This is a genomic window from Umezawaea sp. (genome assembly GCF_036375055.1).
In the GTDB taxonomy this organism is placed as follows: Bacteria; Actinomycetota; Actinomycetes; order Mycobacteriales; family Pseudonocardiaceae; genus Umezawaea.
Genome location: NZ_DASUSQ010000182.1, coordinates 31934 through 55299, shown reverse-complemented (window position 1 = coordinate 55299; position 23366 = coordinate 31934). Strand labels below are relative to the sequence as shown.

Genomic DNA, 23366 nt, shown 5'->3' with positions numbered 1-23366 from the left:
TTGATCGCTCCGAACAATCACTGACATTACTGTCAGTTGTCCAGTTTGATCTCAAAGGAAACCCATTGACTGGGTTCATATAAGTTACTGGCTATTCGGCACGCTGTTGAGTTCTCAAAGAACACGCGCACACCATCTCGTTTCGCTTTGCGCGACCCGATCCGGGGCAGGTATTCGGTATTTCGTTTGTGCCTGAAGCTTAGCAACTCCGTTTTCGCCTTGTCAAATCGGCCGTTTCGGACCGTTTCGCTCAGCAGAAACTCGCTTCGCATTCAGTTTGCTATGCACCAGACGCTATCCGAACCGCTTTTCCCTTGTCAAATCGGCCTCTTGGAGGAAACCGGCCCAGCAAGGAAACTGGCGTTCATTTAGTTCTGGGAAGTTCTATCCGATCCGCCGCTTTCGAAATCAGATTCGCGCGCAGCGATTCTGACTCAAAAGTTGTGGTTCGGGGGCGGCCACAGACGCTACTCGGTTCGAAACGCGGAGTCAACCCCCGCTCGACCCGGTGTGGCTCGTGCGACTTGGAGAAAGTTACGCACCGCGTGAACAGAAGTCAAATCGCCTGGTCAGCGGCCTGCCGCACCGGTACGGCGACCTCCGGACCCGGCGACTTCGCCTGGACGGGCCTCGGTCGCAGCCACAACGTGATCGACCGGAGACCCTCCATCGCCGACACGATCTGCTCCGGGAGCGCGGGCTGCCTGGTCGCCACCGGCACCAGGTCGTACCCCCACATGCGGAACTCCTTGAGCACCGTCACCGGGTCGTCGCCGAACCCCTCGGTCGCCGACGCGGAGAACTCCAGGAACACGTGCGGGCGGTCCTTGCGCAGCAGCCGGACGAGTCCGGCCAGCGCGCGGTGACCACGACCAGGCGCGTCCACCCGGACGACGGAGAGGCTCATGCCGCGGAGCTCGGGCATCTCCTCCAGCTCCTTGTCCAACCGGGCGGCGCGCACGCGCGTCACCTCGGCGGACGCGTCCTCGGCCATCGGTTCGACGGAGATCCCACCGGTCAACGCCGGTTGGCCGCGCAGTTCGCCCGCGCTCTCCCAGGCCGCGGCCTCGACGACGATGAGCCGTTCGCCGATCCGGTCGGGCAGGTTCACCTCGACGTTGTGCTTCAGCAGCTCCATCGCGCCCGTCGACGGCTCGACCGCGACCACGGCACCGCTGGTGCCGAGCCTGCCGAGCATGCGGATCGTCTGGTAGCCGACGTACGCGCCGACGTCGAGGAAGATGCCGTCCGGCTCGACCAGGGAGTCGATCAGCTCGGACAGCTCCGGCTCCCACACCCCGTTGCTGGACAGCAGCGGCAGCATGAACGCGTCGTCGGACGGCAACCGCAGCAGGCCCACGTCGGTGAGCACGAGGGAGCTCCGGACTTCGGGTTCGGCCTCGCTGTGCCGCTCGTGCTCGCGGACGACGACCCGGCGCAGCGCGTCGGCGGTCAGCTGGGCCTGGCTGGCGGCCCGCACCCCGGCGTCGAGCCGGTGGTCGCGGTCGCGCAGCACCTCCACGACCTTGGACTCCAGCGCGTCGATCCGGTCCAGCGTCCGGTCCAGGGCGTGGGTCAGCTTGTCGAGCCGGGAGCCGAGCGCCTCGTTCTGCTTGGCGCGCTTGGCAGCCTCCCCCACGACGGCGTCCTCGATCTCGCGCAGGCGCCTGGTCTGGGCCGCCATGTCGGCCCGCGTCCGCACGACGCTGTCGTCGGTGCCCACGAGCTGGTCGTTGAGGTGCGCCTGGCGCTCGGAGACCTGCTCGACCTCGGCGCGCACCACCTCCAGCTCGCCGAACCCGACGCCCGCCTTGATGTCCTCCTGGCGGCGGACGAGTTCGCTCGCGGTGCGCTCCACGCCGTCGACCAGGGTCGTGAGGACCTCGCGCATGTGGTTGTCGTAGTGGTCGAGCACGCGCAGCACGACCTTGCGCAGCGCGGGCGCCATCGGGATGCGGCTCGCGGAGCTGGTGTCGGGCTGCCGCAGCAGCGCGTGCTTCGCCGAGTGCAGGGCGCGCAGCGGGTCGACCGCCGCGGCCGGGTTCGCGGCCGTGCGGCGTGCGCGCCAGCCGCGGTAGGCGTGCTCGACGCGTTCGCGGAGCTGGTCGCCGACGCGGGCGAGCGAGCGGGTGCGCAGGAGGTGTTCACGACCGGCGGCGCCGATGGCGACGGCGGTCGGGAGGTCGGACGCCAGGCTGCGGATGAGCTTGGCGGCGGCCTGCACGTCCGGTTCGCTGCCGCCCTGGTGGCAGGGGACGAAGACGGCGGAGTCCTTGTCGAACAGCTCCGCCGCGGCGCCGTGGTCGCTGAGCAGCACGGGGATGCCGCGCACCGCCAGCTCGGCCACGTGCCGGGCGATGCGGTCGCAGGCGCCGCCGCGGTGCAGGGAGACGAGGCAGTCGACGGTGTCCGGCACCGGCTCGTCCTCGACCAGCACGATCCGCGGGTCGGCGGCCGTGGCCAGGCGCAGGCGCTCGGCGGCCTCGGGGTGGTCGGCCGCACCGGTGACGGAGATCAGCAGCCGGACGTCGTTGCGGTCGGGGAACGCCCCGAGGAACGCCGACACGGCGCCCAGGACGTTGCCCGCGCGGTCGACGGCGTGGTCGGCGAGCGCGGCGAAGACGACGTCGCGGTCCCCTGCCTCGGGCAGTTCGCGTTCGCCGGTGTCGTGCACGGGCAGGGGCACCACGCGGACGACGGGACCGCCGATGCGCTCGGCGGCGGCGCGGGTGGCCTCGGACGGCACCCACAGCTCCCTCGCGGTGTGCCGTTCCTCGTGGGCGCCCGCGTCGATGCCGTAGTCCACGACGAACCGGTCGGCGGGCACGGTCTCCTCGCCGCCCACCCGCACGACCACCGGGTAGCCGGCGGTGGTGGACGTCGGGAGGCCGGAGGCGCGGGCCACGTCCAGGACGAGGGCCGCGACCGGGCCCTCGCCGAGCACGGACACGCCAAGCTGGTCGAGCAGGGCGGGGGCGAGCACGGCCGGGCCGGGCACGGCGGGCACCGGCAGGCGACCGCTCGCGACGCCGACCCCGGCGCACCACTCGCGGAACTCCGCGGCGTCCTCGCCGAACGGTTCGGGGAACTGCTTGCGCAGCGTTTCGTCAGCCCGCCACAGCGCGGCGGACCAGCGGGTGCTGCCGCGCAGGTCGGGGACGGGCTCGCAGGCCCAGGCCAGGAACGCCGCGCCGCCGTCGGCGCCGAACGCGGGCGGTGGGGCCTTGCGGCGGGTGGCCTCGCGGTAGTCGACCCGCAGCTCGTCGGGCAGGGGCGTGCCGTCGACGAGGGCGCCGAAGCCGTACGGGACGGGCTGGACCGTGTAGCCGCGGGTCACCAGTTCCGCGCGGTAGGTCGTGCACAGGTCGGCGAGCAGCGGGTGCTCGGACAGCAGGGTGCGCGGCCGGTCGGCGAAGTCGGCGGACAGCAGCCACGGGCGCCGGGGGTCGAACCCGGCGAAGTGGACCGTCCGCAGCGGGGTGCCGAGGATGGTCATCACGCCGTCCTCGCCGCGGGCGAGTTCGCGGTGGCCCGCGTTCCAGACGGACAGGCCGATGGTGGAGTCGCGCAGGACGTGGTGGTTGACCAGCGCGGGAGCGGTGTCGAGCACGGCCTTGGTCGCGTCCGGGGTGCGACGCAGCTGGGCGGCGAGGTTGTGCAGGAACGGCTCCGCGCCGGGCGCGACCACGAGGAAGCCGGGGTCGAAGACGCCCGTCTCCAGCAGTTCGGCGGGCTCAGGGCGCAGGCCGTCGTCCGGCAGGGGTCGCAGCGCGCGCGGCACGAGCACGAGCGGGCCGCGCTTGACCGCGGCCAGCACCGGTTCGGTGACCGAGTCCAGCACCTGGATCCACGGGTCGAGGTAGAGCACCGGCAGGTTCGACGCGAGCAGCGTCTCCAGCAGCCGGGGCCGCAGCACCGCGCAGAGCTGGTCGGCCGTGCACGCCGTCGCCAGCTCGGCCAGCTCGTCGGGTTCGACGCCGAGGTCGGCGGGCGTGATCAGCCCCGGTCCCCTGCTGGACGGCGGGGCGTCCACCACGAGCGCGAGGAACTTCGCGTCCGGGTGCTTGGCCAGGAAGGAGCTGGACAGCACCTTCACCGCGGGCACTTCGGCGGCCGTGGCCACCGTGCACGCGATGAGGACGGTCTCCGGCTCCGGCTCGATCAGGACACCTGTGGACGGCACTTCTGTCACGGTGTGCAAACCTAGCTTTTCCGGACGGGCGCTGTGGACCACCCACACGGGTTTTTCGCTCACAAGACCGGCAGCAGGGAGCGGAGCTCGTAGGGGGTGACGCTGCGCCGGTAGGCGTCCCACTCCGTGCGCTTGTTGCGCAGGAAGAAGTCGTAGACGTGCTCCCCGAGGGCCTCGGGCAGCAGTTCCGAGTTCTCCATCTCGGTCAGCGCCTCGCCCAGGTTCTGCGGCAGGTTCGCGTACCCGGCGGCGCGGCGCTCGCGGTCGGTGAGCGACCACACGTCGTCCTCGGCGGGCGGCGGCAGCTCGTAGCCCTCCTGGATGCCCTTGAGGCCCGCCGCCAGGATCACCGAGTAGGCCAGGTACGGGTTGCAGGCCGAGTCGAGCGAGCGGATCTCGACGCGGCGGGACGCCGACTTGCCGGGCGAGTACATCGGCACGCGCACGAGCGCGGAGCGGTTCGCGTGGCCCCAGCAGACCGCCGTGGGGGCCTCGCCGCCGACGATGAGCCGCTTGTAGGAGTTCACCCACTGGTTCGTCACGCCGGAGATCTCGCGGGCGTGCTTGAGCAGGCCCGCGACGAACGCCTTGCCGGTGTCCGACAGCTGGTAGGGGTCCTCGGCGTCGTAGAACGCGTTGCGGTCGCCCTCGAACAGGCTGACGTGGGTGTGCATCCCCGAGCCGGGCTGGTCGGAGAACGGCTTGGGCATGAACGAGGCGCGCACCCCCTGGGTGATCGCGACCTCCTTCACCAGGTAGCGGAACGTCATCACGTTGTCCGCCATGGTCAGCGCGTCGGCGTAGCGGAGGTCGATCTCCTGCTGGCCGGGCGCGCCCTCGTGGTGGCTGAACTCGACCGAGATGCCCATGGCCTCCAGCGCCTCGATGGCGTGGCGGCGGAAGTGCGTCGCGGTCTCGTGGCTGGTCTGGTCGAAGAACCCGCCGTTGTCCGCGGGCTCGGGCACGCTGCCGTCGGCCGGGAGGCTCTTCAGCAGGAAGAACTCGATCTCCGGGTGGACGTAGCAGGTGAAGCCCATCTCGCTGGCCTTCGACAGGGTCCGGCGCAGCACGTGCCGCGGGTCGGCCCACGACGGCGAGCCGTCCGGCATCGTGATGTCGCAGAACATCCGCGCGGAGTAGTTCGTGCCCTCCGGCGTCTGCCACGGCAGCACCTGGAACGTGCTCGGATCGGGCTTCGCGACCATGTCGGACTCGAAGACGCGGGCGAAGCCCTCGATCGCGGAGCCGTCGAAGCCGATGCCTTCGCTGAAGGCCCCTTCGAGCTCCGCGGGGGCGACGGCGACGGACTTGAGGAAGCCGAGAACGTCGGTGAACCAGAGCCGGACGAACCGGATGTCGCGTTCCTCGAGGGTGCGGAGCACGAACTCCTGCTGGCGGTCCATGTGCGCAGCCTATGTAAAGCCGGTCGGGGGCGCGTTGCGGGGCACTACGATCCACCCATGTCCGCACGTCGTGCCCTGGTGGCGCCCCTGCTCGCACTCGTCACGCTGCTCGCCGCGTGCTCGTCAGGCTCCGGTGAGCCGCTCCCGGACGGCAAGGAGGTGCTGACGAGGTCGGCCGCCACCATGGCCGAGGTCAAGAGCACCCACTTCGTCATCAAGGTGGACGGTTCGCTGCCCCAGCTGGGCGTCCAGGGGGCAGAGGGCGACCTGAACGCCGCGGGCGACGCGAAGGGCAGGGCGAAGACCGACCAGTTCGGTCAGCTGCTGGAGGTCGAGTTCGTGCTCTCCGGCGGCGACCTGTACGTCAAGGGCCCGACCGGCGGGTTCCAGAAGCTGCCGGGCGTGCTGAAGAGCCAGGTGTACGACCCCACCGCGATCCTCGACCCGAAGCGCGGCGTCGCCGAGGTGCTGCGCAGCGCCAAGGACGTGAAGACCGAGAGCGTCGACGACAAGACGAACGTCGTCGCCGGGACCGTGCCGAAGGACGTCGCCGCGGCGCTCGTGCCGGGCATCACCTCGGACGTGAAGTCGCGGTTCACGATGGACAAGGCGAGCCTGCGGCTCCAGGTCGCGCGGTTCGAACTGGACGGCGGGTCGGTCGAGATCGCGCTGTCCGAGCTGGACAAGCTCGTCGAAGTCTCGCCGCCGGCGTGAGCGGTCGGAGGCTGGCGATCGGCGCGGGTGCCGCCGCCGTTCTGCTGGGCGCGCTCGACGCGTACGTCGTGGTCGGCGTCCTGATCGACATGGTGCGCGACCTGGGCATCCCGGTGAACCACCTGGAGCAGGCCACGCCCGTGGTGACCGGCTACCTGCTCGGGTACGTGGCGGGGATGCCGCTGCTCGGGCAGCTGTCGGACCGGTTCGGGCGGCGGGTCGTGCTGCACGCGTGCCTGGTCGGGTTCGCCCTGGGGTCCGTGGTAACGGCGCTGGCCGACGACCTGCCGCTGCTGGTCGCCGGGCGGGTCGTGCAGGGGCTCGCCGGTGGCGCGCTGCTGCCCGTGACGATGGCGCTGGTGGCCGACCTGTGGGACTCCTCCCGCCGGTCGTCCGCGCTGGGCGTGGTGGGCGCGGCGCAGGAGCTGGGGTCCGTGCTCGGCACGCTGTACGGCGTCGGGGTGGCGTCGCTGTTCAACGCGTGGTCGTTCTTCGAGTCCGTGGAGCCGCAGAGCTGGCGGTGGGTGTTCTGGGTGAACCTGCCGCTGGCGCTGGCGGCGATGGCGGTCGTGCAGCGGACCGTTCCCGCTGGTCGGCGCACCGCGGTGCGGATCGACCTGGTGGGCGGGGGTCTGCTGGCCCTCGGTCTCGGGCTGCTCGTCGTGGGTCTGTACAACCCCGATCCGGAGCACGCGGTGCTGCCGCCGTGGGGGCTGCCGGTGATCGGGGCGGCCCTGGTGGTGCTGGTGGGGTTCGTGCTGTGGGAGCGCCGGTCGCCGGTGCGGCTGCTGGACCCGGCCGGGGTGCGGATGGGGCCGTTCCTGGCGTGCCTCGGGGTCTCGCTGTTCGCCGGGGCGGCGCTGATGGTGACGCTGGTGGACGTGGAGCTGTTCGCGCAGACGCTGCTCGGGCGCGACTCGGCGTCGGCCGCGACGCTGCTGGTCCGGTTCCTGGTGGCGCTGCCGGTGGGGGCGGTGCTCGGCGGGTGGCTCGCCGGGCGGCTCGGGGACCGGTGGGTGTCGTTCGGCGGGCTGCTGGTGGCGGCCGTCGGGTACGTGCTGATCGCGCAGTGGCCCGCGGACGTGTCCGGTGGGGTGCTGACGCGCGACCTCGCCGTGGCCGGGCTGGGGTTGGGCGTGGTGATCGCGCCGGTGTCGGCGGCGGTGCTGCGCGTCGTGCCCGCGTCGCAGCACGGGGTCGCGTCGGCGGCCGTGGTGGTGGCGCGGATGACCGGGATGCTGATCGGGGTGGCCGCGCTGACCGCGTGGGGGCTGCACCGGTTCCGGGAGCTGACGGCGTCGCTGGACACGCCGCTGCCGTTCGGGGTGCCGCCGGAGGAGTACGAGCGGCTGCTGGCGGAGTACCAGCGGGGGCTGACGGACGCGCTGCTGACGGAGTACCACGAGATCTTCCTGATCACGGCCGTGCTGTGCGTGGTGGGGGCAGGGCTGTCACTGCTGATGCCCAGTCGAGATCGGTCACCGTCAGTTCGGTAGCGTTACGCAGTGCTACTGACCTATGTGGACGAGTCGTACTCGGAGCAGAGCTACTTCATCGCCGCCCTGCTGTGCCCCGACACCGAGGCGTTGTCCTTGACGCGCGCGTTGGACGACGTCGTGCGAAAAACCGCCGCGGACTTTGACGGGGTGTCCGCGGAAGCCGAACTCCACGGGTACGACATCGTCCACGGGAAAGGCGACTGGCTGCCGCTGGCGCTGCTGCTGAGAGCGCGGATCGAGCTCTACGGTCGAGCGTTCGACGTGATCGCGGAGCACGACGTCCGCATCCTCGTCCGAGGCGTGGACACCAGGAAGCTCTGCGACCGCTACCGAGGGATCGCGGCGGATCCGCACTCCGTCGTGCTGACCCACCTCCTGGAGCGCATCGACGAGTACGCCGAGCGCTCGGACGAACTCGCGCTGGTGATCTCGGACGAACCGGGCCAGCACGACCACGAGGACCAGTACCGGGCGGACCTGACGAGGTACCGGCGGCAGGGCACGTGGGGCTATCGGGGACGGGTGATCACCAGGATCCTCGACACCCTGCACTTCGCCCCGTCATCGGCGAGCCGCCTGGTGCAGGCGGTCGACCTGATCGTCTTCATGCACCACCGCATCCACAGCACCGTCGCGAGTTCCGACGGCCGGGCGGTGCTCGTGAACGATGCACTGTGGAGCCGGATCGAGAAGCGGATCGAGCACGTGTACTACTGGAACCCCTAGATGCACGAAGGCCCCGCTTGCGCGGGGCCTAAGGCGGTACGGCAGTTTCCTGCTGCAAGACACACAATACCAGCTAGCAGCAGCTCCTGGAGCGCCACGATCGGGTGGTCATGAGCACGTCTTCCCCGACTCCGGCAGCGTCAGGTTGATCAGGTAGTCGTTGCCCGCCGTGTCCACGCACTCGTTGCCCTGGAGGTAGACGGTGTGCTGGTTGCCCTGGAACGTGATCAGGCCGCCCGCGAGCGCCTTCGCGAGGTTCACGCCTGCCTCGTACGGGGTCGCGGGGTCGCCGGTGGTGGAGACCACGAGCACCGGCGGGACGCCGTCGGCCTTCGGGACGTGCGGGGTGGCCGTCGGCGGGACCGGCCAGTAGGCGCACGGGTCGAGGGCGGCGGCCGGGGGGTTGCCGTCGTCGAGGAACGGGGCGGCTTCCTTGTACCTGCGGGCGATGTCGGCGAGGACGGCCCTGTCCGTCTGGCGCGGGTCGTCGACGCACTTGATGGCGGTGAAGGCGTCGGTGATGGAGCTGTACCTGCCCTGCTCGTCGCGGTCGTAGTAGGTGTCGGCCAGCAGCATGAGGGTGTTGGCGCGGTTGTTCCTCAGCTCCGCGAGGCCCGCGTTGAGGGCGCTCCACAGCTGCTCGGAGTACATCGCCTGGATCGCGCCGGTGATGGCGTCCGTGTAGGACAGCTCGCGGCCCTCGACGTCGACCGGCTTCTGGATGAGCGGCAGGGTGAGGTCGCGGAACGCCTTGTTGGCCTGCGCGGGGTCGGTGCCGAGCGCGCAGTCCTCGCGGGCGGCGCACCACGTGCTGAACGCGGTGAACGCCTTCTGGAACCCGGCGCCCTGCGCGACCAGGGAGTCGGCCTCGCTCTGGGTCGGGTCGACGGCGCCGTCCAGGACGAGGGCGCGGACGTTCGCGGGGAACGCCTCGGCGTACTCGGAGCCGATGCGGGTGCCGTAGGAGTAGCCGATGAACGAGAGCTTCGCGTCGCCGAGCGCGGAGCGCAGCACGTCCAGGTCGCGGACGACGTCGCGGGTGCCGACGTGCTCCAGGAACTCCGGGCCGTTGCGCTCGGCGCACTTGTCCGCGTACGCCTTGTTCTCCGCCTCGGTCTGGGCGACGCCCGCCGGGGACGTGTCGACGTCGAGGTCCAGGCGTTCGGCGTCGCGCTCGGGGTCGGTCAGGCAGCGGACGCTCGGTTCGCTGGCGCCGACGCCGCGCGGGTCGAAGCCGACGAGGTCGAAGCGGGAGCCGAGGTCGGTCTTGCCGACGTCCTTCGCCATCGACGCGGCGGCGGCCATGCCGGAGCCGCCGGGGCCGCCGGGGTTGATCAGCAGCGAGCCGACGCGCTGCTCGGGCGAGGTGGCGCGCTGGCGGAGGAGGCCGATCTTGATGGTGCGGTCGGTCGGCTTCGCGTAGTCGAGGGGCACCTCGACGCGGGTGCACTCGATGTTCGACTTGTTGCTGAACGCCGACTTGGTGGAACCGGTCGTGGCGTAGGGCGTGCAGTCCTCCCAGCCGAGGGCCTGCCCGTAGAACCTCTCCAGACCGGCGGGCACGACACCGGCCGGACCCCGCTGTTCGATCTCGGTTCCGGGCGTCGCTCTGCCGGGCACGACCGTCGAGCAGGCGGCCAGGACCGGAAGGGCGAGGAACAGCAGCAGTTGGCGTCGCACCACTCGATCGTAGGTGTGACACGTCGGCCACAACGCGCACCAAGGCCGGGCGCCGTGGGAGAAGATGTGTGCATGCCGCAGCTGCGCCTCGCCCTAGCCCAGGTCAACGCCACTGTCGGCGACCTCGCGGGGAACGCCGACCTCGTCGTCGAGTGGACCCGCAAGGCCGCCGAGTCCGGAGCCCACCTCGTGGTCTTCCCCGAGATGGTGCTGACCGGGTACCCGGTCGAGGACCTCGCGCTGCGCGAGTCGTTCGCCCTCGCGTCCAAGCAGGCGCTGGAGGCCCTCGCGGGCAGGCTCGCCGACGCCGGACTGGGCGGGGTCGCCGCGTTCGTCGGCTACCTCGACCGCGACGAGCACGGCAAGCGCAACGCGGCGGCGGTGCTGCACGGCGGCCGGGTCGTCGCGACGCAGCACAAGCACCACCTCCCGAACTACGGCGTCTTCGACGAACGCCGCTACTTCACCCCCGGCGACAGCCTGGAGATCGTGCGCCTGCACGGCCTGGAGGTCGGGCTGGTGATCTGCGAGGACCTCTGGCAGGACGGCGGCCCGATCGCGGCGCTCGGCCGGGCGGGCGTGGACCTCGTGGTGTCCCCGAACGCCTCGCCGTACGAGCGGAACAAGGACGACCTGCGGCTGCCGCTGGTGGCCCGGCGGGCCGCCGAGGCGGGCGCGCCGCTCGCCTACGTGAACCTGGTCGGCGGGCAGGACGAGCTGGTGTTCGACGGCGACACGATGGTGGTGGCCGCGGACGGCACCCTGATCACCCGCACCCCGCAGTTCGTGGAGCACCTGACCGTCCTGGACCTGGACCTGCCCGGTGGGGCGGCGCGCGCGGACGGTGACGTCATCGGGTTCACCGTGACCCGCACGACGCTGTCCGACGACCCGCTCCCGAGCTACGAGCCGCTGCCCGTGCCGAAGGTCGCCGAGCCGCTGTCGAACGAGGCCGAGGTCTGGTACGCCCTGGTCACGGGCCTGCGGGACTACGTGAGGAAGAACGGCTTCACCTCGGTGGTGTTCGGCCTCTCCGGTGGCATCGACTCCGCCGTGGTCGCCGCGCTGGCCGTGGACGCGCTGGGCGCGCAGGCCGTGCACGCCGTGTCGATGCCGTCGGTGTACTCCTCGGAGCACTCGAAGTCCGACGCGGCCGACATGGCGCGGCGCACCGGCCTGAACTACACCGAGCAGCCGATCGCGGGCATGGTGGAGGCCTTCGTCGACCAGCTCGGCCTGACCGGCCTGGCCGAGGAGAACGTCCAGGCCCGCTGCCGCGGCGTGACGCTCATGGGGCTGTCCAACCAGCACGGCCACCTCGTGCTGGCGACCGGCAACAAGACCGAGCTGGCCGTCGGCTACTCGACGATCTACGGCGACGCGGTGGGCGGCTTCGCCCCCATCAAGGACGTGCTGAAGACCCTCGTCTGGGACCTCGCCCGGTGGCGCAACGACGAGGCGGAGAAGCTGGGCGAGCAGCCGCCCATCCCGGAGAACTCCATCACCAAGCCGCCGTCGGCCGAGCTGCGGCCGGGCCAGGTGGACAGCGACTCCCTGCCGGACTACGAGCTGCTCGACTCCGTGCTGGACGAGTACGTGGACGGCGACAAGGGCTACCACGACCTGCTGGCGGCGGGCTTCGACCACGACCTGATCGACCGCGTGCTGCGGATGGTGGACAGGGCCGAGTACAAGCGGCGCCAGTACCCGCCGGGCACGAAGATCAGCGAGAAGGCCTTCGGCCGGGACCGCAGGCTGCCGATCACCAGCGGGTGGCGCGAGGGCTGACCGAGCCCGTGGAACCCCGTCACCCTCGCCGCTGAGCAGGGGTTTCAGGAAATCCGAATTCGGTTGAACCGACTCGCCCCTCCGTGCGTGTTGCAGGGGTATCCCCGACGAGCACCGCGAAGAGGTCTACCCCGTCATGACCGGCACTGGTGGCACTGTCCCCGAAGTTGCGACGAAGATGATCCGGCACACGCCGCCCGCCGACGGCCCCGGCCAGATCGGCACCCCGGCCGGTGACTGGGCGACCGGTCTGTTCAAGAAGCTGGCCCCGAGGCCGAGCGGGCAGGAGCCGCTGCGGGTCGACGTCGCGGGCGGTGGGCCGGTCGGGCTGTCGTTCGCCTGCACGCTGCGGGCGATGATGGGCGACCAGGTCGTGGTGCGGGTGTTCGACCGGCGGTGGCGCAGGCAGGGCAACCGGGTGCTGTGGCTCGGGCTGGCGGAGGGCAACCACCGGCGCGAGCAGGTGGTCACGTTGCAGAGCAACGTGTGGTCCACGCTGCCCGAGGCGGTGCAGAAGAAGCTGTTCGTGGAGGGCCGGTACGCGGAGATGTGGCCGCTCGGCCCCGACTCCCCCGGCGAGCGCGGCCGTCCGCGCAACCTCAAGATCCGCTGGATCGAGGACTGCCTGCTGGACATGGCGCAGGACGTCTACGGCATCGAGCTGGTGCCGGAGCCGTACACGCCGCCCGCCGACTGGGGCGACACGCGGATCCTGGTGATCTCCGACGGCGCCAACTCGCCGACGCGCGAGAAGCTCAAGGACCACTTCGGCACGTCGGACCGGAACTTCTACTCCGTCGGCGGCGAGCAGCTCGTGGAGACCGTGCTCGGGATCCGGGTGAAGGGCAACTTCCCCGACGAGTTCACGGTTCCGCTGACGGTGAGCCAGAACCGGTTCCTGTTCAACTCGCTCGGCGGCGGGTTCATCAACATGCGGCTGACCGCCGAGGAGGCGTCGGAGATCGTCGCGATCGGGGAGAACTCGCCGGTCGACTGCATCAGCCGCTACCGCTGCATGATGCTGCCGCGCGGCGACCGGTTCGTGTGCGACCGGCACCGGGCCATCTTCAAGCCGTCGATCGACCGGCTGTCGTTCCTGTGGCCGCGCATCCTGGACGGCGCCCGGTTCTTCGGCGCGGCCCCGCAGGACATCCTCGGCATCACCATGTTCCGGCTGAGCATGACGCAGAACTCGCGCTTCACCGCGCAGCTCAACTCGAAGACGTTCGGCTTCCTGATCGGCGACGCCGCGAACTCGCTGCACTTCTGGCCCGGCCGCGGCCTCAACACCGGGGTCAAGAGCGCGCTGTCGCTCGCGGGCACGCTGCGGTCGCGCTGGCAGGGCAAGCAGCTGCGCTCGTCGGACTTCTCCGCGCACGAGGGCCTGATGCAGCAGCTCCAGTACCGCGAGAAGGCCCGCGCGTGGACGACGATGGTCATGCCGCAGGACGACGGGATGCCGCGCGGCATCGAGGACCGCATCCGCGACGGCCTGGTGTCGACCACCGACCGGCAGGTGCTGACCAACGAGCTGTGGTCGCGGATGCGGACCATCAAGAGCCGCCTCGGCAGCCGGATGGGGCACATGCCCGGCGACGACTGGTACCTGAGCCGCATCAACGGGTTGCAGACCAAGACGTTGCAGGTGCTGGTGGAGACCGGGTCGTGGATCACCCGCGAGATCGGCGGCGACGAGATCGCCGTCAACGTGGAGTTCCCCGTGCTCGACGCCCCGTCCGTGGTCGCGGAGCCCGTGCCCGCCGCGCCGTCGCGGCCGGTGATGATGCAGGTGGACGCCGAGCAGACCGTGCTGAAGCCGATGCGGGACGTGATCGGCGTGCCGCACGCCGTCGCACCGAGGCCCTGAGTCCGGGAGCCGGGCCCGGCACGACCGGGCCCGGCTACTGGGGTCGCACGAAGGGGAACAGGACGCTCTGCCGGATCGTGGTGCCGGTCAGCATCATCAGCACCCGGTCCACGCCCATGCCGAGCCCGCCGGTGGGCGGCATCCCGTGCTCCAGCGCGCGGAGGAAGTCCTCGTCCAGCTCCATGGCCTCGACGTCGCCGCTGGCCGCCTTGAGCGACTGCGCCTCCAGCCGCCGCCGCTGCTCCAGCGGATCGGTCAGCTCCGAGTACGCGGTGCCGATCTCGGCCCCGAACGCGACCAGGTCCCACCGCTCCGCGAGCCGCGGGTCGTCCCGGTGCTGCCGGGTCAGCGGAGACACCGACGTCGGGAAGTCGGTGTAGAAGGTCGGTTCCACCGTGGTGGCCTCGACCAGCTCGTCGTAGGCCTCCTGGAGGAGCGTCCCGTGGTCGGCCTCCTCCGGCACGGCGACACCGCGCTCCTCCAGCAGCGACCGCAGGTGCTCGGCGGGGGTGCCGGGGGTGATCTCCTCCCCCAGCGCGCGGGACACGGCGGTGTGCACGGGCACGATCGGCCACTCCCCGGAGATGTCGAACTCCGACCCGTCCGGGCGGACGGCGATCTGCTTGCCGTGCGCGGCGAGGGCGCAGTGCTGCACCAGTTCCCGGACCAGGTGCAGCATCGTCGTGTAGTCGGCGTACGCCTGGTACGCCTCCAGCATCGTGAACTCCGGGTTGTGCGTGGCGTCGGCGCCCTCGTTGCGGAAGTTCCGGTTCAGCTCGAACACCCGGTCCACGCCCGCGACGCACAGCCGCTTCAGGTACAGCTCGGGCGCGATCCTCAGGTACATCCGCATGTCGTAGGCGTTGATGTGCGTCACGAACGGCCTGGCGTTGGCGCCGCCGTGGACGCTCTGGAGCATCGGCGTCTCGACCTCCAGGTAGGACCGCTCGTGCAGGAACTCCCTGATCCCCCGCACGACGTCGCTGCGCACCCGCAGCAGCCGCGCGGAGTCCTGGTTCACCATCAGGTCCAGGTACCGCCGCCGGACCCTGGCCTCCGGGTCGGCGAGGCCCTTCCGCTTGTCCGGCAACGGGTGCAGGCACTTCGCGGTGATCGTCCACTCGTCCACCAGCACGGACAGCTCGCCGCGCCGGGACGTGACCACCTCGCCGTGCACGCCGACGTGGTCGCCGAGGTCCACCGCGGACTTCCACGACCGCAGGCCCTGCTCGCCCAGCCGGTCCCGCGCGAGCATCACCTGGAGTTCGCCGCTGAAGTCCCGCAGCCGCGCGAAGCACAGGCCGCCGACCTCGCGGACCGCGACCACCCGCCCGGTCACCGTGACCAGCTCGCCGGTGTGCCGGTCGGGGGCCAGCGCGCCGAACCGCTCGCGCACGCCGACGAGCTGCCCGTCGCGGGCGAAGCCGACCGGGTACGGGTCCACGCCCCGCGCCCGCATCGCCTCGACCTTCGCGATCCGCACCCGCACCTGTTCGGGCCTGCGGGCGGGCTTGAGCACGACCTGCGCCGCCTCCGCCTCGATCTCGGCGACGCACGTCGCGAACCGCACCGCGTCCGGACCGTTCAGGTCGTCCTCCAGCACGCGGTCCGAGCCGCGCTTGAGCAGCGACCGCAGGCTGGGCACGAAGCCCTCGGCGATCCCGGCCGCGATGCTCACCCTCGGCAGGTTCCGGGTCCTGGAGTAGCACAGGTACCGGGGCATCCACTCCGGACCGTACTTCGCGTTCGACCGGTAGAGCGATTCGAGCTGGGCGAACCGGGAGGCGATGCCGAGCACCTTCCGCCACGCCCGCAGCACCGGCCCCGCGCCGATCTTCTCGCCCTCCTCGAACACCGCGCGGAACATCGCGAAGTTCAACGAGATCCGCTGCACGCCGAGCCGTCCGCTGGCCTCGACCAGCTCGGCCACCATGTACTCGTTGAGCCCGTTCTCGGCCATCCGGTCCCGCCGCATGAGGTCGAGCGAGACACCGCGACGGCCCCACGGCACGAACGACAGCAGGCCCCGCAGCGCCCCGGCGGCGTCGTAGGCCTCGACCATCACGCACCGGCCGTCGGCGGGATCACCCAGCCGCCCCAGCGCCATCGAGAACCCGCGCTCGGTCTCCGCGCCGCGCCACCGCTCGGCCAGCGCCAGGATCGAACCCATCTCGAACGCCGGGATCTCCGAGTGCCGCCGCACCCTGGTCGTGTAGCCCGCGCGGGAGATCCGGCTCACCGCCTGCCGGACGGCCCTCCGCTCCGGACCGGCCAGCGTGAACTCGCGGACGTCCAGCACGGCCTCGTCGCCGATCTCCAGCGCCTTGAGCCCGGCCGCGGTGTACACCCGCGCGCCGCGCTCGCTGGCCCCGAGCACACCGGGGCTCCAGCCGAACTCCCGCGCCTCCGCGAGCCACGCCCGCACGGCCAGCGGCCACGCCTCCTCGTCGCCGACGGGGTCGCCGCTGGCGAGGGTCGTGCCGCCGAGCACCCGGTAGGTCAGGGCCGCGCGCCCGTTCTCGGCGAACACGACGCTCTTGTCGCGGCGGGTCGCGAAGTAGCCCAGCGAGTCCGGCTCGCCGTGCGCCGCGAGCAGCCTGCGCACGCCCAGCTCCTCGGTGTCGTTCAGCCACCGGCTGGACCGCTCGCCGCGGAAGAACACGTACATGGCGTAGATCGCGACCAGCGTGCCGGAGAGCCCGAGCACGACGCTGAGCCACTGCGGGCCCTCGCCCACGTCGAGCCGCCGCAGCGGCAGCACCTCGCCGGTCACCTGGTTGGCGGCCCAGACGAACTTCTCCCCCACGTCGACGAGGCTGCCGGGGAAGATCTCCGTGAGACCGAACCCGACCAGGCAGAACAGGACCAAACCGCCGAGGAACCGACCGATCGCCTGCAACCACGCCCCCGGCGCCAGCCGCGCCGGGAACGCGGGTCGCGCGACCCACAGGAAGCCGATGATCACCAGCGAGGCGGCGAACCCGCCGCCGAAGAACACCCACAGCTCGGACCAGGTCACGCCCTCCTCGGCCATGGAGTCGGGGTCCAGGACGAACAGTCCCAGCACGACCGACACCAGCAGCAGACCCAGGCCCTCGAACACCAGGAGCGTCCACAGCGCGGCCCGCTTGCGCCGTCGCAGGGCCGCGCCGAGCACGACGAACACCAGGACGATGAACAGGTTCGCGTCGACCGGCAGGCCGAGCCAGTACCCGGCCAGCCGGACGACCCCGGCGACCGCGCTGTCCTCGGGGATGACCAGCAGGACGAGGGAGCCCAATGCGGCGAGTTGGACGACGGTGGCGACCGTTCCGGCGATGCGCCACTTCCACTTCGGCACGGGCACAACTTCTCCACAGGTTCGTAGGTGACCCTGAACGGGTGCGGACCACGATCATCACCGAGGCCGGAGGGGTGCACGTCACCTCGGCCGGGAAAGCGGACGACCCGGTCGTCGTGCTCAGCTCAGGGCTCGGCGGGGCCTGGTTCGACTGGAGTGCAACGGTAGCCCTGCTGGCCGGGAGCGCGCGGGTGATCGTGTTCGATCGGCCCGGAACGGGCGACAGCGCGCCCACCTCGACCGACCCGACGCTGGCCCGCGAGGTCGCGGTGCTGGAGGCCGTGCTCGGCGACGCGCCGACCGCCGTGCTCGTGGGCCACTCGATGGCCACGATGCACGTGGAGGCGTTCGCCCGGCTGCGCCCGGACCGGGTGGCCGGTCTCGTGCTGCTCGACCCCGACCCGGAGTCGCCGGGCGCCGGGCGGCCGTTCGACCTGTCCGCGCTGGTCGCGCACTGGCTGCTGGCGCTCGTGCCGCACGGCGCGGGCGCGGCGTTCGTGCGCAGGCACGGCCACCTGCTGCGGCGCTGGGCCATCGAGGGCTCGACGCTCGCCAAGCGCGACCCGGCCCCGGAAGCGCTGGTCAGGGCCGTCTACCGGCGACCGCACGTGGCGAAGGCCGTGCTCGCGGAACTCGCCGCCTACCCCGACCAGGTCGCGGACCTGGAGCGCCTGCGGGTCGACCACCCGCTGCCGGAGGTGCCGTTCCAGGTGCTCACCGCCGGACGCAGGCTGTGGCCGGAGCACTCCGCGCTCGCGGGGCTCGTGCCGTGGGGCCGCAACGTGCTGGTGCCCGGCAGCAGGCACATGATCCCGGTCGACCGGCCGGACGCGGTCGCGATGGCCGTCCGGGACGTCCTCAGGGGGCCACACGCCGTTTGAGCAGGCAGAACTCGTTGCCCTCCGGGTCGGCGAGCACGTGCCAGCTCACCCCGGACTGGCCGATGTCGACCTGCTTAGCGCCCAGCGCCAGCAGCCGTTCCAACTCGGCGGCCTGGTCGCGGTCGGTGGCGTTCACGTCCAGGTGCAGCGGCAGCTTCTGCCGCCTGCGGTCGGCGCCGCGGCTGAGCACGAGCGTGATCCGGTCCTCGGGCGCCTGGTCCGCGCGACCGATCTCGATCCCGTCCTGGTCGCGGTCCAGGACCTGGTAGCCGAGCACGCCGCACCAGAAGTCGGCGAGCTTGTCCGGATCGACGCAGTCGAGCACGAGTTCGGTGATTCGACAGGCCATGCCACCCCCTCGAAGTGGTGTGAGGCTACTCGCACACTCTGCCGCGAGGGCCCCGCCGGTGTCACGCTGGACCGCGTAACCGTGCAAACACACCCGGGGACCCGCAACGGAGCGGGCGTCGAGGGAAGGACGGTCCACCATGACCTCTGCGGCTGAAGTAGCGGCGCCGTACGGAAACGGCCCCGCGCAGTCGGCCGCACCCGCCAAGCGGGTGCGCATCCCCCACCTTCGCGAGATGAAGGAACGGGGCGAGCCGTGGCCCATGCTCACGGCCTACGACATGTACACCGCCGAGCTGTTCGACGAGGCGGGCATCCCCGTCCTGCTGGTCGGCGACTCCGCGTCGAACAACGTCTACGGCCACGAGACCTCGCTGCCGGTGACCGTCGACGAGCTGATCCCGCTGGTCCGCAGCGTCACCAGGTCGGTGAAGAAGGCCCTCGTGGTCGCAGACCTGCCGTTCGGCAGCTACCAGGTGTCGGTCGAGCAGGCCGTCGCCACCGCCGTCCGGTTCATGAAGGAGGGCCAGGCCCACGCGGTCAAGCTGGAGGGCGGCAGGCACTTCGCGCCGCACGTCCAGGCGATCGTGCGGGCGGGCATCCCGGTCATGGGGCACATCGGGTTCACCCCGCAGAGCGAGCACCAGCTCGGCGGCTACCGCGTGCAGGGCCGCCGCGAGTCCTTCGACTCCGTCGTCGCCGACGCGAAGGCCCTGGAGGAAGCGGGCGCGTTCGCGGTCGTGCTGGAGATGGTGACCTCCGAGGTCGCGAAGCAGATCACCCACGACCTGCGGGTCCCCACCGTCGGCATCGGCGCCGGTCCGGACACCGACGCCCAGGTGCTGGTGTGGCAGGACATGATGGGGCTGCGCCGCGGCAGGGCCCCCAAGTTCGTGAAGCGCTACGCCGACATGGCGGGCCTGATGAGCACCGCGGCGCAGGCGTTCGCCGCCGAGGTCAGGGGCCACGAGTTCCCCGGCCCCGAGCACACCTTCCACTGATCGAACGCCGTCAAGGACGTCCTCGACGGAGTTCCAGCACCTCGCGGGCCTCGACCAGCGACGGCCCGTACCACGTCAGGTGGCGCCCCGACACGAGCACGCACCTCGTGCCGGGGAACGCCTCCGGACCGTCGGTGGCGCTGAACGCGTACGGCTCGTCGGGCAGCACGACCAGGTCGGCGCCCGTGGCCCGGATCTCGTCCAGCGACGGCCTCGGGTAGCGCTCGGCGTGGTCGCCGTAGACGTTCTCCACCCCCAGGCGCCGCAGCACGTCACCGGCGAACGTGTCGCGGCCGAGCACGACCCACGGCCGACGCCACACCGGGACGACCGCCCTCGCCCACACCGGTTCCGCGTGCCGCCAGACCTCCTCGGCCCGCACGAGCCAGTCCGGCTCGACGTCCCACGCCGTCGCCAGCAGCCTCCGCAGCGACGCGAGGGCCTGCGGCACGGTCGCGGGCGCGGCCGTCACCCACACCGCGACCCCGTTGGCCCGCAACCGCTCCACGTCCTCGGCCCGGTTCTCCTCGACGTTCGCGAGGACCAGGTCAGGCCGCAGCGCGAGCACGCGGTCGACGTCCGGGTACTTCGACCCGCCGACGCGGGCGGTGTCGACCGGGCAGTAGTCCGTCACGCCGACCAGCGACGACGCGGGCACCGACTCCGTCAGCGACGGCACCAGGCTGACGACCCGGCGGGGCCGGTCCGGGATCGGGACCGGCTCGCCGAGGTCGTCGACGGGCAGCATCAGATGTCGGTGATCTTCAGACCCGCGTGGGCCTTGTAGCGGCGGTTGATCGCGATCAGGTTCGCGGTGAACGCCTCGACCTGGTGCGCGTTGCGCAGCCGCCCGCCGAAGACGCCCCGGAAGCCGGGCACCGTCTCGGCCAGCTCGCGCACGACGTCCGTGGCCTCGCGGTCGTCGCCGAGCACCAGCACGTCCATGTCGACCGACTCGATCGTCAGGTCCGCCAACGACACCGCGGACACGTGGTGGAACGCCGCCGTCACGCGCGACTCGGGCAGCAGCGCCGCCGTCTGCTGCGCCGCGCTGCCCTCCTCCACGGCCAGCGCGAACGGCCCCTGCTTGTCGAAGCCGAGCGGGTTCACGCAGTCCACGACGATCTTCCCGACCAGCGCTTCCCGCAGCGACGCCACCAGCTCGCCGTGCCCGTCCCACGGCACGGCCACCAGCACGATGTCCGACTGCTCCGCGCAGCCCTGGTTGTCCGCACCGGTCACGTGGTCGACGCCTGCCAGTTCCCGCAGCTCCTCGGCCGACTTCTCCGCGCGCTCAGCCGCACGGGAGCCGATCACGACCTTCAGCCCGGCCTTGGCCCAGCGCAGCGCGAGCCCCTTGCCCTGCGCGCCAGTACCACCCAGTACACCCACGGTCAGCTCACGAATCGCAGTCACCGGGTCATCTTCACACGACTTCGAACGCGACCTTCCGGCGAGCCGCGTCAGCCTGCACGAGCCGCACCCGGATCCGCTCGCCCTCGGGGATGTCCTCGCCGGAGCAGCGCCCCATCACGGGCGGCTCGGGGACGAACACGTCGGCACCGTTGCCCTCGGACCGCAGCACCACGGCGTCGAACTCCTGCCCGACCCGGTCCTCCATCACCCACGCCTCGACCTGGTCCAGGCAGGCCCGGTCGACCTTGCTCGCCACCGCGTCGGACCCACCCATCAGACCGGGCAGCTCGGGCAGCGCCTGCTGGAGCCACTCGGGCACCTCACGACCCTCGGTCACGGCCAGGCAGACCTCCGTGGCGAACCGGTCCACCAACCGCCGAAGAGGAGCGGTGACGTGCGCGTAGGAGGCCGCGATGCCCGCGTGCGTGGCGATCTCCGGCACCGTCCCGTTGAACGCCGTGTACCCCGCACCGCGCAGCAGCCGGGTCGCGTCCACGAACAACGCCAACGACTCCGGCCGCGCCGGGTCGAGCCCGGCCAGCAGCTTCGCGGGACTCACCCCGTCGGCCCACGGCACGTTCAACGCCTGAGCCGACCTCTTGATCGCCTCGACCGCGCCCTCATCGGCGTCGGGAAGCGTCCGGATGACACCCACGCGGGCGTCCAGCATGATCTTGGCGGCGGCCATGCCGGTCAGCAGCGAGATCTCCGCGTTCCACGCGTCCACCTCCACGCGGGGCCGCAGCACGAGCTTCCAGTCACCGTCGCCGTTGGGCTCGATCTCCTGCTCGGGCAGCTGCAACTCCACCGCGCCCCGGTCGAGCGCCCGCTCCCGCCGCAGCCGACCGAAGTCCGGCAGCGCCTCGATCGACGGGTGCACCGTCCCCGCGTCGATCGTCGCCTGCACGCTCTCGTAGTCGAACTGCGCGGTGGACCGCACCAGCGCCCGCCGCACCCGCACCGACTCGGGCTCACCGTCCGAACCGCAGTCGAACGTCCACAGCACGGCAGGCCGCGTCTGGGTGGGCAGCAGACTGGCCGCCCCCTCGGACAACACGGTCGGGTGCAGCGGCACGTTGCCGTCGGGCAGGTACAGCGTCTGCCCGCGCTTGCGCACCTCGGCGTCCAACGCCCCGCCCGGCACGACGAACCCGCCGACATCGGCGATGGCGTAGTGCACCCGGAACTTCCCACCGGGCAACCGCTCGATCAGCAGCGCCTGGTCGAGGTCCTTCGCACCAGGAGGGTCGATGGTCACGAACGGGAGCGCGGTCGCGTCCTCCCGCTCACCGGGCGCGCTCAACACCGCACGCTCCGCCTCGGCCAACGCCCCAGCGGGAAACTCCTGCGGCAACCCGAACTCGGTCCGGATCCCGCTGAAGTCCAACTCGGCGCGACCGGTCCTGATCACCAAGGAGGCCACGAACCCACCCTAGCCGCGCGGCGTCAGTCGCCGTCCCATTTGCGCGACGCCTCATCAGCCGACCGGGTCCGCTCACGAGCGATCTCCAGAGCACGAGAAGCGGTCGCCTCATCGGCGTAGGGCCCCATGCGGTCCCCACCCCTGCACCCGACCCCACGCTCAACGGTCTTGTGGGTCAGGCAGTAGTACCAGGCATTCTCATCATCAGCCATACCACCAGACTTCCATGCAAACCAACGCATGTCATCTCGACACGACTGAAAGCGAGGCCGCTGCCTTCCCCAAAACACGGCCGATTTCACTCGGGGGATTTGACCCTTGCCCCGGTAGGTCGGGCAGGTTGACACCACCTGCCCATTGGCCCGATCACAGGGTCGAATCGAGGGGTCCCCGAATCACATCGGCCACCCCGGCCGGGACCGGCGGCCACCCGATCCGACAGGACCGGCAGCTACCCGACCAGCTGAAACCAGCTCACCACTGCGGAGCCTGCACGGGCAACGGCCCAGAGGGGTGCGGCTGCCCAGGATGCGGCTGCCCAGGATGGGAAGGCCCAGGATGTCCCTGCCCAGGATAAGGAGCGGGAAATCCCCGAGGCGGCGTGCTCTGATTCGCATTGGCGTACTCCGCCGGAATCGGGTCCACGCACGACACCATCACGGTCCGACTCTCCGGATTGGAGATCCGCCCCCCGTTCCGCTCCCGGTACACCAGCTCCCCGTCCGAGTCGATCTCCATGATCGCCCCGACCTCCGCGAGCTGCTCCTCGTCCAGGTCGACCAACCGCTCCACCCGCGACGGCACCACCCGGTAGTGCGGCCACTGGAGGTGGGCCGAGTTGTGGTGCAGCTCGGCCAGCAGGTGGGCCATGTGCTGCTGCCACGGCAGCGGCATCGACTCGACCAGGGATCGCGGTAAGACCACGTACGCCTTGTCCACGCCCGGTTTCGGGCTCGACAGGTAGTCGCGCACCGGTGTGGTGGACGCGGGCGGTCCTACCGGGCGCGGGATGGGGTCGGGGGTGAACATGTGCGGCGCTCCCTCCTGACAGGCTCGGCTTCTGCGCGCCTCGCCTGGCCTACGCTGAC

At 71.2% G+C, this 23366-nt stretch carries 16 protein-coding genes; 7 read left to right on the top strand and 9 right to left on the bottom strand.

What is annotated here, in order from left to right; genetic code table 11:
- Positions 1–556 precede the first annotated feature (556 nt).
- On the bottom strand, positions 557–4183 hold the full coding sequence (locus tag VFZ92_RS42350; protein WP_330883863.1) for an FkbM family methyltransferase: 3627 nt from the start codon (positions 4181–4183) through the stop codon (positions 557–559).
- A 68-nt stretch (positions 4184–4251) separates the two neighbouring features.
- Complete coding sequence (locus VFZ92_RS42345) at positions 4252–5595, bottom strand: glutamine synthetase family protein (RefSeq protein WP_330883862.1); 1344 nt, start codon at positions 5593–5595, stop codon at positions 4252–4254.
- Positions 5596–5652: 57 nt separating this feature from the next.
- On the opposite strand from VFZ92_RS42345, the gene VFZ92_RS42340 reads away from it, so the two are divergent.
- The 3 genes from VFZ92_RS42340 to VFZ92_RS42330 are packed head-to-tail and all read left to right on the top strand — an operon-like array spanning position 5653 to position 8534.
- Complete coding sequence (locus VFZ92_RS42340; protein WP_330883859.1) at positions 5653–6309, top strand: LppX_LprAFG lipoprotein; 657 nt, start codon at positions 5653–5655, stop codon at positions 6307–6309.
- Positions 6306–7805 carry an MFS transporter gene (locus VFZ92_RS42335; RefSeq protein WP_330883857.1) on the top strand — a complete coding sequence of 500 codons (1500 nt, stop codon included), beginning with the start codon at positions 6306–6308 and terminating at the stop codon, positions 7803–7805. Before VFZ92_RS42340 ends, VFZ92_RS42335 begins: the two co-directional genes overlap by 4 nt.
- Before the next feature lie 9 nt (positions 7806–7814).
- Positions 7815–8534 (top strand): DUF3800 domain-containing protein, encoded by a 720-nt coding sequence (locus VFZ92_RS42330; RefSeq protein ID WP_330883855.1) that lies wholly within the window; start codon positions 7815–7817, stop codon positions 8532–8534.
- Between the two features lie 108 nt (positions 8535–8642).
- Here VFZ92_RS42330 and VFZ92_RS42325 read toward each other — a convergent pair whose 3' ends face one another.
- Positions 8643–10214, bottom strand: a complete 1572-nt coding sequence (locus tag VFZ92_RS42325) for an alpha/beta hydrolase (RefSeq protein WP_330883853.1) — start codon at positions 10212–10214, stop codon at positions 8643–8645.
- Between the two features lie 72 nt (positions 10215–10286).
- On the opposite strand from VFZ92_RS42325, the gene VFZ92_RS42320 reads away from it, so the two are divergent.
- The gene (locus VFZ92_RS42320) at positions 10287–12002 is read left to right on the top strand and encodes an NAD+ synthase (protein ID WP_330883851.1); all 1716 of its coding nucleotides are present in this window, start codon (positions 10287–10289) and stop codon (positions 12000–12002) included.
- A gap of 178 nt (positions 12003–12180) precedes the next feature.
- Positions 12181–13869: a hypothetical protein gene (locus tag VFZ92_RS42315; protein ID WP_330883849.1), complete on the top strand. Its 1689-nt coding sequence runs from the start codon at positions 12181–12183 to the stop codon at positions 13867–13869.
- A gap of 34 nt (positions 13870–13903) precedes the next feature.
- Here VFZ92_RS42315 and lysX read toward each other — a convergent pair whose 3' ends face one another.
- Entirely contained in the window at positions 13904–17215 is a 3312-nt protein-coding gene (lysX, locus tag VFZ92_RS42310; RefSeq protein ID WP_330883847.1) for a bifunctional lysylphosphatidylglycerol synthetase/lysine--tRNA ligase LysX, read from the bottom strand.
- 35 nt (positions 17216–17250) lie between these two features.
- On the opposite strand from lysX, the gene VFZ92_RS42305 reads away from it, so the two are divergent.
- The gene (locus VFZ92_RS42305; RefSeq protein WP_330883845.1) at positions 17251–18090 is read left to right on the top strand and encodes an alpha/beta hydrolase; all 840 of its coding nucleotides are present in this window, start codon (positions 17251–17253) and stop codon (positions 18088–18090) included.
- Here the strand turns inward: VFZ92_RS42305 and VFZ92_RS42300 are convergent.
- A complete protein-coding gene (locus VFZ92_RS42300) occupies positions 18068–18439 on the bottom strand; it encodes a VOC family protein (protein WP_330883843.1) in 372 nt (123 codons plus the stop codon). The two genes, VFZ92_RS42305 and VFZ92_RS42300, sit on opposite strands and share 23 nt — an antisense overlap.
- 139 nt (positions 18440–18578) lie before the next feature.
- Between VFZ92_RS42300 and panB the strand changes: the two genes are divergently transcribed.
- On the top strand, positions 18579–19439 hold the full coding sequence (gene panB, locus VFZ92_RS42295; RefSeq protein ID WP_330883841.1) for a 3-methyl-2-oxobutanoate hydroxymethyltransferase: 861 nt from the start codon (positions 18579–18581) through the stop codon (positions 19437–19439).
- Positions 19440–19449: 10 nt separating this feature from the next.
- On the opposite strand, the gene VFZ92_RS42290 is transcribed toward panB, so the two are convergent.
- From VFZ92_RS42290 to VFZ92_RS42270, 4 genes are all read right to left on the bottom strand, one after another.
- Positions 19450–20187: a helical backbone metal receptor gene (locus VFZ92_RS42290; RefSeq protein ID WP_330883839.1), complete on the bottom strand. Its 738-nt coding sequence runs from the start codon at positions 20185–20187 to the stop codon at positions 19450–19452.
- Positions 20187–20855, bottom strand: coding sequence for an NADPH-dependent F420 reductase (npdG, locus tag VFZ92_RS42285; protein WP_330883837.1), 669 nt, complete (start codon positions 20853–20855; stop codon positions 20187–20189). The genes VFZ92_RS42290 and npdG overlap by 1 nt, the downstream gene beginning before the upstream one ends.
- A gap of 10 nt (positions 20856–20865) precedes the next feature.
- Complete coding sequence (locus tag VFZ92_RS42280; protein ID WP_330883865.1) at positions 20866–22266, bottom strand: RNB domain-containing ribonuclease; 1401 nt, start codon at positions 22264–22266, stop codon at positions 20866–20868.
- 486 nt (positions 22267–22752) lie between these two features.
- The gene (locus VFZ92_RS42270; RefSeq protein WP_330883833.1) at positions 22753–23307 is read right to left on the bottom strand and encodes a hypothetical protein; all 555 of its coding nucleotides are present in this window, start codon (positions 23305–23307) and stop codon (positions 22753–22755) included.
- Between the last annotated feature and the right edge of the window lie 59 nt (positions 23308–23366).

Coding starts and splice junctions, on each gene's coding strand:
- VFZ92_RS42345 (WP_330883862.1), bottom strand. CDS start 5,595: ATGGACCGCCAGCAGGAGTTCGTGCTCCGCACCCTCGAGGAACGCGAC.
- VFZ92_RS42340 (WP_330883859.1), top strand. CDS start 5,653: ATGTCCGCACGTCGTGCCCTGGTGGCGCCCCTGCTCGCACTCGTCACG.
- VFZ92_RS42320 (WP_330883851.1), top strand. CDS start 10,287: ATGCCGCAGCTGCGCCTCGCCCTAGCCCAGGTCAACGCCACTGTCGGC.
- VFZ92_RS42315 (WP_330883849.1), top strand. CDS start 12,181: ATGATCCGGCACACGCCGCCCGCCGACGGCCCCGGCCAGATCGGCACC.
- VFZ92_RS42300 (WP_330883843.1), bottom strand. CDS start 18,439: ATGGCCTGTCGAATCACCGAACTCGTGCTCGACTGCGTCGATCCGGAC.
- panB (WP_330883841.1), top strand. CDS start 18,579: ATGACCTCTGCGGCTGAAGTAGCGGCGCCGTACGGAAACGGCCCCGCG.
- VFZ92_RS42290 (WP_330883839.1), bottom strand. CDS start 20,187: ATGCTGCCCGTCGACGACCTCGGCGAGCCGGTCCCGATCCCGGACCGG.
- VFZ92_RS42270 (WP_330883833.1), bottom strand. CDS start 23,307: ATGTTCACCCCCGACCCCATCCCGCGCCCGGTAGGACCGCCCGCGTCC.